We start from the raw sequence: 14,990 nt of genomic DNA, 5'->3' as shown, positions 1-14,990 counted from the left end.
AACTTAGTTCGACTCAGGAGCAGCTTCTGGCGCTTTGATTTCCAACAATTCAACTTCGAAAATCAAAGTAGATGAAGGAGGGATTGGACCTTGCCCGCCAGCACCGTAAGCCAATTCTGATGGGATAACGATTTCCCACTTGGAGCCTTGTGGCATCAATTGCAGAGCTTCAGTCCAACCTGGAATTACACCGTCCAGAGGGAAGGTAGCTGGTTGGCCGTTTTTGATAGAGCTATCAAACTCGGTACCGTTGATCAACTTGCCAACATAGTTAACAGTAACAATGTCAGTCGCTTTTGGCTTGGCGCCTTTACCTTCGGTGATTACTTTGTATTGCAGGCCGCTTTCGGTGGTAGTTACACCTTCTTTAGCCTTGTTTTCTTCAAGGAATTTTTTGCCTTCAGCAATGTTGGCTTCGCTCAGCTTCTTTTGCTCTTCTTCTTGTTTCGCCATGGCTTTTTGCTGAACTTCTTGCATGATTTTTTGCATGTCTTCTTCGCTGATACGCGAATCTTTGCCATCACGCACGTCAGTCAATGCCAACGCCAGTGATTCTGGCTCGATTGCCAAACCACCGTTTTGCAGATTTTTGCCCAGGTTTTGACCAATGATGTAGTTGGCTTTTTGTTCCAGAGTCGCCAGCTTCGCGCTGTCATCAACTGGTTTTGCTTCTTCTTTGTTACAGCCAATCATGCCTGCGGTAGCAGCCATCAGGCCAACAACCAATAAACGTTTGTTAAACATAATTCACCTTATTCGTAATCATTGATTTGTAATCGTTGTCTGTAAGCAGCGTACCGCCCACTGGGTCTTAACCGACACCCTGTACTGCAGCGCCAGAGCAGGCGGCAATGGTATACCAACTACACGCAAATGTGCGCGTTTTTAGCGCCAGCAGGAATGAAACGGCCGGTCAAACTGTGTGCTGCTCCCCATTTATACCTGCGCGAACAAATCAGCCGTCAGCAGGACGAATTCAGACTATCTGAGCCCCGCAAAGTTCATTGCATAAAAATCGGCGCAATTGCGATGCACAATAACGGATGTTGCGCTTACCAAGGCGATACACTTTTTATTGGCGCCCAGCTACAATTCGCCCGAATTCCCATGGCAGATTGCCGATCCGTTTTGCTCGCATTTTTAACACTTTTTGCACATTCAACGCTTTTTTCACACAGGTATTTTTTATGGCCGCCTCCAAATCCAAAAAGAAATCAATTGCTGCCCCTAAGCCTGCAATTGCTGAACTGGAACTCGAAATCGCCAAACTCAGTACTGCGCTGGATAAAGCGCGTGCACAAGAACTCGCAGCCGCAGAAAAAGCTGTAACAGCAGCAACTAAAGCACTGCTAAGCAGCAAGAAAAAAGTCGCCGACCTTTCTGCTAAAGACAGTAAAACTGTCGCCGCCAAAGCGCGCCTGAATCAAGCCAAAAAAGATCTGACTGCCCAAACCAAAGTAGTTGCCACTGCTCAAGCAGCGCTGAACTCATTAAAAAGCGCGCAAGCAACAAGCAAAGAAATCGCCAAGGAAATTGCAGCGCAACTGAAGGGAAAAATTAAAAAAGCAGCCAAAGCGGAAAAGTCAGTAAAAAAACACGCAAAAAAAACCAAAGCAGCAAGCACTGAGCAAATTGCAACAGCAGTAGAAAAAAATGCTGCGGCTAAACCTGTGAAAAGCACCGTGCCTAAAAATACAGCAGCGCCAAAAAGTACAGCAGTGAAAAAAACTACCGCAAAAACAGCCAAAACCAAATCTGCAGTAGTTGCTCCAGCGATTGAAAATGCTCAACCGCTCGCCAAAGCAACAACTGGAAAGGTAGCAGCACCCAAAAAACCAGTTAGAAAACCAACGCCAAAAAAAGTGGCAGAGAAAAAAGCTCCCGCCAAATCAAAACCAACTGATACACAATCTGCTGAAGTAAAACCTGCTGATATAAAAGATGTAGCGAGCCTTAACGAAACTCAGGCAATTTCTCCGCCGGAAACGCCTGCGGTTATCAACCCTGCACCTGTAGCAGCGCCTGAACTGCCCGCCACCGAGACTCCCGCGGCCGATACATCAGTTACTGAAAGCACTGTTGCAGATGCACCTGCCACCACTAATACAACAACTGACTCAACAACCGAAATTGAAAAGTCATCACCATTTGATGATGACCAAGGCGCACTGAGCTAACGAGCAGCAGCGTTTTCACAACAAAAGGCACCTAGCGTGCCTTTTTTTATAACAACAAAATCAGTTGTGAACTTAATACTTCGCTCATATCTAATAAAGACAGATACAATGAAATAGTTATTCATTCAAAAGGAGGAGTACATCATGCAAACCACAAATGGTTACGCTGATTTTTTTGATCTGTTTTCGCAATTGGGATTAGAAACAAATGATCAGGCGATTGAGGAATTTATTAAAAATCATCACTTGCCGGAGGGAACACCACTGGATCAAGCGGATTTTTGGAGCCCGGCTCAGCGCCAATTAATTCATCAAAGCTTGAAAGAGGATGCCGACTGGAGCCAAGCCGTCGATCAACTTTCAGCGTTATTGCGCCACTGATCCTTCATTCAGGAATCGAGCGCATCGAAAAGATTTTTTGAATAGGCGTTTTCAACAACGCCTATTAGGGATAAATAAAGCAAAATATTTGCACGCACAATTTTTCCTGCATCAACACAGTTTTTCTCACCATCAGTTATTACCTGCTCAAGCCAAAATTGCAGCTGCCGCTCAGCATGTAGCTCAGCTTGCTTAATGCTGTTGCGAACGGACTCAATATTCGCATCGCCAACACCAAACTCTGATTTCATTTTCCGCCGCAATGCGCGGAGTGGCTTCACATAATTTTCGTCCCAGGATGCAATCACTCGCTGCGCTTGCAGTAGCTGCTCCTGTTCAAGGGAATATCCCTTTGCCCCAAGCCACGCACACCAAAGCAGCAGATTGACGTTAGCACCATGCTCATCTTGTAAACGCAGACAGGCATCGGCAACGCCTGCGCGCGCGTAGACATCCAGGGAGAAATTCCACAGGCCTGATAAGTCATCAGAAAGGGCAGAAGGCATCGCAAAATCCGCTAGCAGGGGTTTGGGGCAAGTCTGCTAGAATGCGCGCCATGATTCAATTACAAAACATCTCCGTACAACGCGGCGCTAAATTCTTATTGGATAGCGCCGATCTCACCATTTATCCGGGCCAAAAAGTCGGTTTAATCGGCGCCAATGGCACTGGCAAATCCACTTTATTCCAATTACTGCTCGGCCAGCTGCAGAGCGATACCGGCACGCTGGACATTCCCAAAGTCTGGCGCATCGCACACATGGCGCAAGAGGTCGGCCACACCAGCCGTAGCGCGCTTGATTATGTGCTTGATGGCGATAGCGAACTGCGCAGACTGGAACAGGAAATTGCACAGGCCAACCTCGACGCGGAACACAACGGCGACAAACTCGCGCATCTGTATAGCGATATGGAAAATATCCACGCCTACACTGCTCCGTCGCGCGCGCAGCAATTATTAAACGGCTTGGGCTTTGCAGCGGGCGATGATAAACGTCCTGTTTCGGATTTTTCCGGCGGCTGGCGCATTCGTTTGAACCTCGCACAAGCACTCATGTGCCCGTCGGATTTATTGCTGCTCGATGAACCGACCAACCACTTGGATTTGGATGCAACCCTGTGGCTGGAAGAGTGGCTGAAACGCTACCCCGGCACTTTGATTATTATTTCGCACGACCGCGATTTTCTCGACAACATTGTTGATCGCATTGTGTGCATCGAGCGCCAGAAACTCGATCTATACAGCGGCAACTATTCTGCTTACGAGCGCCAGCGCGCAGAAAAACTTGCACAACAACAAGTGAGTTATGAGAAACAACAAGCGCGTATCGCGCACGTTGAAAATTACATTCGCCGCTTCCGCGCACAGGCGACCAAAGCACGTCAGGCGCAGAGTCGCATTAAAGAATTGGAGCGCATGGAAAAAATTGCGCCCGCGCATATCGACTCGCCTTTTACGTTCACCTTTAAATGTCACGATAAAATGTCGGTGCCCTTGGTGCATATCGCACGCGCCAACATTGGTTACAAAACCGATGCTAATACCAGCAAAGTAATTCTCAATAGTGTCGAGCTGGCGATTCGCGCGGAAACTCGTGTCGGCCTGCTTGGCCCCAACGGTGCTGGTAAATCCAGTTTGGTAAAAACCCTCGCCGGTTCGCTGCCGCTACTGGCGGGTGATCGCACCAACGGCGAACATTTCAAGCTTGGTTATTTTGCTCAGCATCAATTGGAAGCCTTGGATATCAACGCCTCGGCTGCGCTGCATATCCAACGTTTATCGCCCAGTGCACGCGAACAGGAAATTCGCGACTTCCTCGGCAGTTTTGATTTCCACGGCGACCGCGCCTTTGAACCTATCACCCATTTTTCCGGTGGTGAAAAAGCGCGCTTGGCTTTGGCGATTATTGCTTGGGAAAAACCCAACGTATTGCTGCTCGATGAACCTACCAACCACTTGGATTTGGAAATGCGCCACGCTCTCACTATGGCGCTGCAAGAATTTGAAGGTGCAGTGATTGTGGTGTCGCATGACCGCCATTTGTTGCGCAATACAGTGAATGAATTTTTATTGGTTGCCGATGGTAAAGTCGAAGAATTTGATGGCGACCTGGAAGACTATTACAAATGGATGCAACAACAAAAAACCACCGCCGTTAATACTGAAAAAGAAGCCGTTGCGGCTAGCGAAAGCGATAACAAAGTAGATAAAAAAGTGCAGCGCCAACAATCTGCTGCTGCACGTGCGCAATTAAAACCGCTCACCAATAAATTGAAATCGCTCGAAACCCAAATGGAAAAACTCCAAAAGCGTATGAGCGAAATAGAAGCCCAATTAAGCAATCCGGAAATTTACGAAGACAAAAATAAAGCGACCTTGCAGCCTTTGTTACAAGAGCAGGCAAAACTGCAAACACAGCTGGAAGAAACGGAAGAAAATTGGCTGATGGTAAGTGAAGAGTTGGAAGCGGCAAGCCAGTGACCGATTATTAATTTAAATTCATCAATAAAAAAACCGGCACAGGCCGGTTTTTTTATTTGCTCACATGAATCTTTCTAATGAAATTAGAAGTTCATGCGCACGCCCAAGGCGATTTCAGATGTTTCTGAGCCAAGGCCAGCATCGGCAGTTGCAGAGAAGTTTGGCGCAAACCAGTAAGCCACACCGCCGCTCAATACGGTATTGCCGTCAAATGCAGTGTGATGCGCTAATTGCACTTTAAGCTCTACATTGTTCTCAACAAAACCACGCAAACCTACTGCAGCAACTAAACCTGAATCATCATTGCCATAGTCTACTGATGTATTTTCAAAACTCAGTGCGCCGTACAAACTGGAATCTGCACCAAAGAGCGTGCGGTAACCAAGGCCGATGTTTAAATTCTCGGAACCACAACGGCCGCCGCTAACATCACTATAAGAACCCAGCGCGAAGAAATCCTGATTCAATTCCAGGCTACCGCCAATGCGCAAGCCGTCTTGATTGCAATCGTAATCATCTACATCTTGATCAATATATTGAAGGCTAGCGTAGTTATAGCTAACACTGCGCGCCATTACACTAGCACTGCAACACAAGCTAACGGCTGCAATTGCGAAGGTCATTTTTTTGATTGAGTTTTTCATAATATGGTCTCTCCGGTATGGTCACTTGCTACGATTTTTTCTTCCTAAAAAACGGACGTAAAAACAGTAAGATAAAAAATAAATTTTCGGACAGTACAGTTCACCGACGATACTAAGCTCATTAGCGATAGTATGTTGTGAGGATGAATGAATCCTGAATGCAATACTTAATTCAATTTGGGTAGTATTTTTGCGCGCGCATTATCTGACGAAGCTAGCGAAGATGAAGTGCGGCAGTTCTCGAATTGATTGCTGCACAAGAATACGAGCCATTAATTTTCGGTGATAAATTTCTCATAAAGAAAAATAAAAAGATGTGCGATATCACACTTACAAATTACATCACTAATGATGTTTTTTTATTCAGCAAAAAATTAATAACCTATTTGATCAATTCCAGAGTCTTCCGCTATTGCGGTCGCTCGCACACGTAAAATTCGGCGCCCTTCCATCATTTCAATTATGAATTGATGATGCGCGAGCGTAATTTCTTCACCTGCGATGGGAACGTGTTGCAATTGATCAAGAAGCAAACCGGCAAGGGTGAAATATTCACCATCACCGCGCGGTAATTTGATATTCAATAACTCATCGACCTGTTCCAGCGGGATACTACCGTCAAGCAACCAGCCATCATTTGCTTGGGTCACGAGCGGCTCGTCGTAAGTGTCGGCTAATTCGCCGGCAATTGCGGCAAGCAAATCACCCGTGGTGACCAACCCGCGAATGCTGCCGTATTCATCGATCACTATCGCGAGCGGCAGCGATTCTTGCCGCAACATTTCCAACACTTTGAGCGCGCTGGTACCTTCGGGTACGGCAAGCGGCGAAAGCGCGAGCTTCGCAAGATCCAGCGGTTGGTTCGCAAGCGCAGCAGTGAGCAGATCGCGGCTTTGCACTACGCCGAGCAGATTATCCAACTCATCGCGCGCGACTAGCAGACGGGTTTGCGGTGTGGATTGCAAAACCTCCAGCAATTCGGCGGGCGTTGCATTGGCATCAACCCAAACAATATCCGGGCGCGGTGTCATTAGCGATTGCACCGGGCGCTCCGACAGCTGCAGCACGCTGCGAATCATGGTGCGTTCACTGTGCTCAAAGGCAAGCTCTTCATCTGCTGGCGCAGCGGTCATACCGGCGATGTCAGCACCCACTTCATCGGCATCGCTGCGGCCACCGAGTAATTTTAGAACCGCTTCTGCGGTGCGATCACGCAGCGGCCGCTCGCCGATCAAATGACGCGTACGGTTGGAGCGCGCCAATTGGTTAAAGACTTCGATTAATACCGAGAAGGCAATCGCGCCGTAGAGATAGCCTTTGGGTATGCCAAAGCCAGCGCCTTCGGCGATCAAACTCAGACCAATCATCAACAGGAAGCCAAGGCAGAGCATGACAACGGTGGGGTGGCGATTCACGAAATCGGTAAGCGCTTTACTGGCGACAATCATAATGATCATGGCGATCACTACTGCGATCATCATGACTTCCAGATGCTCCACCATGCCTACAGCAGTGATTACCGCATCGAGCGAGAAGACGGCATCCAGCACCACAATTTGGGCGATAACCGCCCCAAATGCGGCGTGAGCTTTGGTATTGCGCGGCAAATGCAGCTTGCCTTCAAGGCGCTCGTGCACCTCAACTGTGGCTTTAAAGAGGAGAAAAATACCGCCGAGCAACAGGATCAGATCGCGCCCGGAGAAGGTTTTATCCCAGACACTGAAGAGTGGTTCAGTGAGGGTTACCAGCCATGAGATGGCGGTGAGCAACAGCAAGCGCATCAACAGCGCGAGGCTCAAACCTATCACCCGCGCCTTGTCGCGCTGGTGCGGCGGTAGCTTGTTGGCGAGAATCGCAATGAAGATCAGGTTGTCGATCCCCAGCACAATTTCCAGAACTATCAGGGTTAACAACCCCAGCCATGCACTGGGATCAGCTATCCATTCCACGCGCCATTCCTCTCAATCATCCTCGCTATACCATCTTGTCCAGCATTGTCAGCACCGTCTGCACCGCGACCCAGATCAGGCCACTTAACAGCATCCAGGCAGCAATACCTATAGCGATGCCCAGCAGAACACAAACACCATCGCGCTCGATCAACCCCAGCGCGATAAACAGAATCCCCAATGCCGGCAATAAATTGCCAAACGGGATTGGCAATGCCAGTAAAAACGCCAGCAATACGCAAAAAGCACCCAACCAACGCTCGGCATTGGTGTGAGTAAGAAAGGCAATGCGGGGGCGCATCAGTTTTTCGATGCGCATCAACCAGGGCGCCACTTTGTTGATGAGTTTTTGAAAGTCGGTGGTGGCCAGCGAACTATCGGCAATCCAACGTGGCAGGTATACGCGGTCATGGCCCAGCGCCATTTGCACAGCGACAAATAACATTGGCAGTCCGGTAATAGTCGAGACACCGGGAATACCAATAATCGGCAGAGAGTTGGGCAGGGCGAAAATCAGCAGGATAAATCCAAATGAACGCTGCCCGAGGGATTCGGTAATATCCCGTACCCGCACCCGTTCGGCGCTGAAGTTGGAGGCAAAAGCCAACAGAAGGGAGGATAAGCTAACACTGGAGTGACCCAGGGTAGGTGCCCCTGAATCAGGTTCGGACGATGGCATTTAGCAACCAGACGTAATCAAGATGGCCGGATTCTACTGTAGTCCACGTGACCATGACTAGCGCGACACCTTATAGTTGCCAAACTTTACGTTAATAAAACACCAAAGGGGATGCCTGTGTACGCGCGCTTTATCGAGTCAATCCATGAGCTGGATGCGGCCAGTTGGAATCGCCTCTGCCCGCCCGATTATCCGTTTGTCCGCCATGAATTTCTTGCCGCACTCGAAAACAGCCAATGCACTTCGGCAAATAACGGCTGGCAGGTGCAGCATCTATTAATTTACTCACAGGATGATTTGGTCAACGCGCAATTGCTGGCGATCGTGCCCGGCTATATAAAAACCCACTCCTACGGCGAATATGTGTTTGATTGGAGCTGGGCCGATGCCTATCGCCGCTACGGCTACGCTTACTATCCAAAATGGATTAATGCGATCCCATTTACTCCCTGCGTCGGCCCGCGTGTGTTATGCCACACAGACATAGCGCAAACACAATTACTAGATTTTGTAGTGCAAACGCTGCACGCGAAATGCAGTGCGGAAAATCTTTCCGGCTGGCACAGTTTATTTCCCGACAATAATACCAGTGCAGGCTTCACGTCAGGGTTAGCTTCGATCACTCGACGTTTAGGTTGCCAGTTTCACTGGTTTAATCGCGACTACCGAAACTTTGATGATTTTGTCGCAACCATGAGTTCGCGCAAGCGCAAAAATATTCTCAAAGAACGGCGACAAGTACTACAACAGGGCTTTGAATTTGAGGTAAAAACTGCCGATCAATTAACTGCTCAGGATTGGGACGTTTTTTACGCGCTCTATCGCAATACCTATTTAAAACGCAGCGGTCACACTGGTTATTTAAACGCTGAATTTTTTCAGCAACTGGGCGCAACCATGAGTAGCAATTTGGTGCTAATTAACGCATCAGTTGATCAGGAAAATGGTGCGCGCAATGTCATTGCCGCATCACTTTTTGTGCGCGACCAGAACACACTTTACGGTCGCTACTGGGGCTGTTTTGAAGAGTATCAATTTCTCCATTTTGAGACCTGCTATTATCAAGGAATAGATTACGCCATCGCCAATGGTTTAACGCGCTTTGATGGCGGCGCCCAAGGTGAGCATAAAATTGCACGCGGTTTTGAGCCAGTAATTACCTATTCACACCACTGGCTCAAAGCGCCGCAATTTCGTAACGCCATCGATCAGTTTATTGCCGAGGAAGCACTGGCGATTCAACACTATGCCGATGAAGTGCGCGATGCACTGCCATTCAAACAGAGGGAAGAACAATGAAGCTGTTCAAACAGGCAAAAGATATAGCATTTATTTTTCGCGATACATTTATCAAGTGGCTGGAGCGCGAGCCTTTCAGAAGCACAGCTGTCATCTCGTTTTACACTATTTTTTCCCTGCCCGGTTTATTAGTCATCATCATTAATCTGGCAGGCTATTTTTATGGCGATGAAGCAGTTACTCGCCGCATCAGCACCGAAATAGAAGGCATGATCGGCAGCAATACCGCCAAAGATATTGAGGCCATCATCGCCAATGCCAGTGTAAATCGCGACTTTACTTTTGCATCCTTACTCGGCATAGGCACATTAATATTTGGTGCTACAGGTGTTTTTTATCAGCTGCAGCAAACACTAAACCAGATTTGGGAAGTTAAACCCGAGCCAAAACGCAAAATAGTTAAAATGGCGATGGACAGGTTGTTTTCGTTCGGGCTGATACTGGCGGTAGGATTTTTATTATTGGTATCGCTGGTGCTATCAACTTTGCTCAGTATTTTGAGTGGCTGGGTGTCGGTTTATTTTTCCGATATGTTTAATATTTTGTTCCGCATGATTGATTTTTCGATTTCCCTCGGCGTGATTACCCTATTGTTTGCAGCGATTTTTAAATTCTTACCCGATGCCAATGTTCCCTGGCGCTACGTATGGATAGGGGCATTGGTCACTGCACTTATGTTTGTGCTTGCAAAATTTGCATTGGGATTTTATTTCAGCCACAGCGAACCCGCCTCTGCCTATGGCGCAGCAGGGACAGTCATTTTAATTATGCTGTGGGTTTCCTATGCGGGATTAATTTTGTTATTCGGCGCTGAATTTACGCGTATCTACGCTGACCGCTGTGGTGAAAAGATTCAGCCCCTCGAATTTGCAGTTTCTACTGCAAATGACAGCAAAACAAACGCAACATAAAAATAAAAGCATAAAAAAAGCGAGCAGAAATTCGGCTCGCTTTTTCATTCGCTGGAAATAACTGAACTACAAAAAACTACACTTTAAACGTATCGATTTGTTTTTTCAGTTCACTGGTTTCATTAATCAACTGACTACCACTGTGATTCACTACCTGCGCGTTCTCCACCACATTTTCCGACAAGCCGTGAATGGCGGTGATATTTTTACTCACTTCATTTGCCACTGAACTTTGCTGATGCGATGCCGTAGCAATTTGGTGGTTCATGTCATTAATCACACCGATATTCGCGCGGATTTTATCCAATGCGCCGCCGACCTTTGATGCCGTTTCAATAGTTTCCCGTGCAGAGGCTGTGCTGGTGTTCATCGCCTGATGCGCCTCATCAGCAGCGCGTTGCAGCTGCACAATAATCGACTCAATTTCTTCGGTAGATGAACGGGTTTTTTGCGCAAGTGAACGAACCTCATCGGCCACTACCGCAAAACCACGCCCCTGCTCGCCAGCACGCGCCGCTTCAATCGCCGCATTCAGCGCGAGCAAGTTGGTTTGTTCGGCGATGGTACGAATCACTTCCATCACTGATCCGATATTCACCGAATTATCTTTTAACACCTGAATTTTTTTCGCGGTTGCCTCTATCTGCCCGGTAAGGCGATTCACATTGTCCAGCGAGAGATTGACGATGGTATTACCTTCTTCGGCAAGCACGCTGGTCGCGGTAGTGCGCTCGGCGGTATCACCAGCGTGGCGAGCAATTTCAGTCGCCGATGCCGATAATTCTTCCACCGCTGTCGCTACCAGTTCAATTTCACGCAACTGCTGGGAGGTTGAATCAACCGTGCTTTCGGTGGCGCCACTCATTTTGTTGACGTTGACACGCACCTTGTCGTTAACCTGCACAACATTGCGAATAATGTCGGCGATATGCTCCATCACCAGATTAAAATTGTGCGCCAAAGCCGCGATTTCATTTTGGCTGCCAGTTGGCAAACGGCGGGTTAAGTCACCACCACCACCTGCGATGGTTGCCAGTGAACGAGTCACTTCATCTACCGGCGCCAATACCAGACTGCGAATTAATATGTAGATGGTGATCAAACTGGCGGCGAGAAGTGCCAATACAGTCCAGATACTGGTCCAAATCTGCCCAGCCAAAGTGTCTTGCAGCTCCTGAGTGGAAAAGCTGATGTCGTAACTGCCAATGGTGCTGCCGTTGTATTCGATGGGAATGGCGGTGCGGGTAATCTGGTGTTCACTGCGGTCATCATCACTCGCCTGCGCCAAGGATTTGCCGCGATGATCAACTACGTTAACCGAGGTCACCAAAGAGGTGTTCACAAGGGATTTGGCAATCGCCTCCACTTGCTGAAAATCATAGGCAAACACCGCTTCCAGAATGGAGCTATTGGTCAATTCGATCATTGCCGCTGTTTCTGCTTCCATCTCGGATTCGAGGCTTGTTGAAGCGATTTTGTAGTTGGTAAAGGTCACGACAATGGCAATTGCCACCATGGCGACGATCAAGACCATCATCAATTTGGTCAGTAAGGATTTTTGAACCATGTTTCCCCCGAATCGAGTCGGCTATTAGAGTTATTAAGTTAACCAGTAATAATGACGGCCAAGTAACACCAATCTTGAGCAAAAATGCGTTAGCAAGATTGAGTTATTTTGAGCGGGAACACCTGCAGGAACTTTTATCGAAACTTCTATAGAGAATTTTATAAATATTTCTATGCAGGCTAAACCGAGGCCACCGCTGTTGTATACCAGTTAGCAGAGTATAGACGCCTGATCAGGCTAGCGCCGCTAAGTGTGAAGAAGATCTAAAAAGAAGTTTTTAATGCCAGGAGACAGCAGAAAGGAGGGATATTTGGCGACTGCAGGATAATCACCCACAACCGCCAACAACTCAGCTAGCGATTAATCATCGCCGTCGCCATCGGGATCATTGCCACCAGCCATGCCCAATTCTTTGAGTTTGCGCGTAAGGGTATTGCGCCCCCAGCCCAGCAAATTCGCGGCATCGCGCTTGCGGCCAGCAGTGTATTTCAAGGCGGTTTCGATCAATGCACGCTCAAAAGTCGGCACAGCTTCGCTTAACAATTGATGCTGACCGCGAGTCAGCGCTTGGTCGGCCCAGTGGCGCAGGGCTTTTTCCCAGTCGTCAGCAGGGGTGCTGGATTCTTTGTTTTCCAGCAGCTCCGGCGGCAAGTCTTCGATGTGCACTTCGCGCCCGGACGCCATTACGGTGATCCAGCGGCAGGTGTTCTCCAGCTGGCGCACGTTGCCCGGCCACTGCAGGGTGCTGAAATACTCTTCCGTTTCCGGCAGCAGTACTTTTGGATCGACATTTAATTCAGTCGCGGCTTTATGCAGGAAGAAACGCGCCAGTTTAGGTATGTCTTCACGGCGATTAGCCAGTTTCGGGATATGGATGCGGATTACGTTCAGGCGATGAAACAAGTCTTCGCGGAAACGATTGTCCGCCACCAGCGTTTCAAGGTTTTGGTGAGTCGCGGCGATGATACGTACATCCACCTTAACTGGCGTATGGCCACCTACACGATAAAACTCACCGTCGGCCAATACACGCAATAAGCGGGTTTGGGTTTCGGCGGGCATATCGCCGATTTCATCGAGAAACAGCGAACCGCCATTGGCCTGCTCAAAACGCCCCTGACGCTGTGCAGCAGCACCGGTAAAGGCGCCTTTCTCGTGACCAAAGAGTTCAGACTCCATCAAATCTTTCGGAATCGCGGCCATGTTCAGGGCGATAAACGGCTCGTTGCGGCGCGGGCTGTGGCGATGCAGGGCGCGCGCTACCAGCTCTTTACCGGTTCCCGACTGCCCATTGATCAACACAGTAATATTGGATTGCGACAAGCGACCAATCGCCCGAAACACTTCTTGCATCGCCGGCGCTTCGCCGATGATTTCAGTATTGGTTTCCAGCTCTGTCTCAACACCGTGTTCGCTCTTCTGCTCCTGCGCATGGGCAAGAGCGCGCTGGGTAACAGCAACAGCATCGTCCACATCAAAGGGTTTGGGCAGATATTCAAAAGCGCCGCCTTGATAAGCCGCCACCGCGCTGTCCAGGTCGGAATGCGCAGTCATGATGATGATCGGAATCTGCGGATGGGTATTGTGCAGATTGCCGAGCAGCGTCAAACCATCGGTGCCGGGCATCCGAATATCGCTGATGATCGCATCGGGCGTATCGCGGTTGAGCTGACTCATGGCGCTGTCGCCCGAATCAAACACGCGCGTTTCAATGTTCGCGCCCTGCAGTGCCTTTTCCAGCACCCAGCGGATCGAGCGATCATCATCAATAATCCAGACTTTATTAGACTTCTGCATGTTGCGCTTCCATTGGTAAGTAGAGCGAGAAGCGGGTTTTGCCCGGCTCGCTTTGGCACTCGATGAGGCCATGGTGTTGATGGATAAGGTGTTGCGAAATGGTGAGCCCCAAGCCAGTGCCTTCAGCGCGGCCGGAGATCATCGGATAGAAAATGTTTTCGATCATATCGGCGGGAATACCCGGGCCGTTGTCGATAATGTCGATGCGGCACACCAGCGAGTGATGTTTGCGACCAATGGTGTACTGGCGCTGGATACGCGAGCGCAGTTGAATCACACCGTTCAACACATTCGCCTCCACCAGCGACTGCATAGCATTGCGCACTATGTTGAGCAGCGCCTGAATCAGCATCTCTTTATCACCTTGCATCGGCGGAATACTTGGGTCGTAGTCGCGCACGATTTTGATCGCATCGCTGCTTTCGGCTTTGATGATATTGGCGACTCGCTCAATCGCCTCGTGGATATTGATCGATTGCCAATTGGGCAGCTGATTCGGGCCGAGCATACGATCGACCAGATTGCGCAGGCGATCCGCCTCATCAATGATGATGCTGGTGTATTCGGTCAGCCCGGAATGGGGCAGCTCACGCGCCAACAACTGTGCGGCACCGCGAATCCCGCCCAGCGGGTTTTTGATCTCATGCGCCATACCGCGCACCAGATTGCGTGTGGTTTCGTGCGAGGTGGTCAGCATCTCTTCGCGGCTGATGCGCAATAAACGGTCAATTGGCTGGATCTCAATGATCAAACCTTCGTGGTCGCCAAAGGGGGTTACCGTGTAATCGACGGTGATAGAACCGCCGCTAAGCAGGCGCCACTCGGCATGACGCTTGGTGTAATGATTAGCCTGCGCCGCCGCCAGCTTCAGTTGACGATCGGTTTCATCGGATTCGTAAAAAAAATAGGTGATAGGTTCACCGGTATTGCTCTCACAACTCATCGCGAGCAGAGCTTCGGCGGCGGGGTTCATGTGGCACAGCAGAAGATCGGTATCCACCAAGACAATGGCGGTACTCAAGCTATCTAATATGGGTTTGTAAATATCGCGCGGACTCACCAGCTACTGCTCTCCTGAACGCCTCGACAATGGGCATGGGCAGT

At 49.1% G+C, this 14,990-nt stretch carries 13 protein-coding genes; 5 read left to right on the top strand and 8 right to left on the bottom strand.

Annotated elements, in window-relative coordinates; genetic code table 11:
* Positions 1 to 3 precede the first annotated feature (3 nt).
* Entirely contained in the window at positions 4 to 744 is a 741-nt protein-coding gene (locus SPL68_RS03790; protein ID WP_323813738.1) for an FKBP-type peptidyl-prolyl cis-trans isomerase, read from the bottom strand.
* Between the two features lie 443 nt (positions 745 to 1,187).
* Here SPL68_RS03790 and SPL68_RS03785 point away from each other — a divergent pair, with 443 nt between their 5' ends.
* The gene (locus tag SPL68_RS03785) at positions 1,188 to 2,177 is read left to right on the top strand and encodes a hypothetical protein (RefSeq protein ID WP_323813737.1); all 990 of its coding nucleotides are present in this window, start codon (positions 1,188 to 1,190) and stop codon (positions 2,175 to 2,177) included.
* A 144-nt stretch (positions 2,178 to 2,321) separates the two neighbouring features.
* Positions 2,322 to 2,558 (top strand): DUF2789 family protein, encoded by a 237-nt coding sequence (locus tag SPL68_RS03780; RefSeq protein WP_323813736.1) that lies wholly within the window; start codon positions 2,322 to 2,324, stop codon positions 2,556 to 2,558.
* A gap of 8 nt (positions 2,559 to 2,566) precedes the next feature.
* Here the strand turns inward: SPL68_RS03780 and SPL68_RS03775 are convergent, their stop codons facing one another.
* Positions 2,567 to 3,064 (bottom strand): TIGR02444 family protein, encoded by a 498-nt coding sequence (locus SPL68_RS03775; protein WP_323813735.1) that lies wholly within the window; start codon positions 3,062 to 3,064, stop codon positions 2,567 to 2,569.
* Between the two features lie 50 nt (positions 3,065 to 3,114).
* Here SPL68_RS03775 and abc-f point away from each other — a divergent pair, with 50 nt between their 5' ends.
* Positions 3,115 to 5,040, top strand: coding sequence for a ribosomal protection-like ABC-F family protein (gene abc-f, locus SPL68_RS03770; protein WP_323813734.1), 1,926 nt, complete (start codon positions 3,115 to 3,117; stop codon positions 5,038 to 5,040).
* A gap of 83 nt (positions 5,041 to 5,123) precedes the next feature.
* Here abc-f and SPL68_RS03765 read toward each other — a convergent pair whose 3' ends face one another.
* The 3 genes from SPL68_RS03765 to SPL68_RS03755 form a co-directional block, all read right to left on the bottom strand.
* Positions 5,124 to 5,684 (bottom strand): hypothetical protein, encoded by a 561-nt coding sequence (locus tag SPL68_RS03765; RefSeq protein WP_323813733.1) that lies wholly within the window; start codon positions 5,682 to 5,684, stop codon positions 5,124 to 5,126.
* Between the two features lie 374 nt (positions 5,685 to 6,058).
* On the bottom strand, positions 6,059 to 7,633 hold the full coding sequence (locus tag SPL68_RS03760) for a TerC family protein (protein ID WP_323813732.1): 1,575 nt from the start codon (positions 7,631 to 7,633) through the stop codon (positions 6,059 to 6,061).
* A 25-nt stretch (positions 7,634 to 7,658) separates the two neighbouring features.
* Positions 7,659 to 8,312, bottom strand: a complete 654-nt coding sequence (locus SPL68_RS03755; RefSeq protein ID WP_323813731.1) for an exopolysaccharide biosynthesis protein — start codon at positions 8,310 to 8,312, stop codon at positions 7,659 to 7,661.
* A gap of 117 nt (positions 8,313 to 8,429) precedes the next feature.
* Between SPL68_RS03755 and SPL68_RS03750 the strand changes: the two genes are divergently transcribed.
* Both SPL68_RS03750 and SPL68_RS03745 read left to right on the top strand, forming a co-directional pair.
* Complete coding sequence (locus tag SPL68_RS03750; RefSeq protein ID WP_416377405.1) at positions 8,430 to 9,611, top strand: GNAT family N-acetyltransferase; 1,182 nt, start codon at positions 8,430 to 8,432, stop codon at positions 9,609 to 9,611.
* On the top strand, positions 9,608 to 10,522 hold the full coding sequence (locus SPL68_RS03745; RefSeq protein ID WP_323813729.1) for a YihY/virulence factor BrkB family protein: 915 nt from the start codon (positions 9,608 to 9,610) through the stop codon (positions 10,520 to 10,522). The genes SPL68_RS03750 and SPL68_RS03745 overlap by 4 nt, the downstream gene beginning before the upstream one ends.
* Positions 10,523 to 10,598: 76 nt before the next feature.
* Here the strand turns inward: SPL68_RS03745 and SPL68_RS03740 are convergent, their stop codons facing one another.
* The 3 genes from SPL68_RS03740 to glnL all read right to left on the bottom strand — a co-directional run bounded on the left by SPL68_RS03740 (position 10,599) and on the right by glnL (position 14,946).
* The gene (locus SPL68_RS03740) at positions 10,599 to 12,089 is read right to left on the bottom strand and encodes a methyl-accepting chemotaxis protein (RefSeq protein ID WP_323813728.1); all 1,491 of its coding nucleotides are present in this window, start codon (positions 12,087 to 12,089) and stop codon (positions 10,599 to 10,601) included.
* A gap of 360 nt (positions 12,090 to 12,449) precedes the next feature.
* Positions 12,450 to 13,886, bottom strand: a complete 1,437-nt coding sequence (gene glnG / locus SPL68_RS03735; RefSeq protein ID WP_323813727.1) for a nitrogen regulation protein NR(I) — start codon at positions 13,884 to 13,886, stop codon at positions 12,450 to 12,452.
* Positions 13,873 to 14,946 (bottom strand): nitrogen regulation protein NR(II), encoded by a 1,074-nt coding sequence (glnL, locus tag SPL68_RS03730; RefSeq protein WP_323813726.1) that lies wholly within the window; start codon positions 14,944 to 14,946, stop codon positions 13,873 to 13,875. Before glnL ends, glnG begins: the two co-directional genes overlap by 14 nt.
* Positions 14,947 to 14,990: the final 44 nt, after the last annotated feature.

Source organism: Cellvibrio chitinivorans (assembly GCF_035117775.1).
Taxonomy (GTDB): domain Bacteria; phylum Pseudomonadota; class Gammaproteobacteria; order Pseudomonadales; family Cellvibrionaceae; genus Cellvibrio; species Cellvibrio chitinivorans.
Note: the sequence above shows the minus strand (reverse complement) of the source record. Positions and strands in the feature narration are given on the sequence as shown.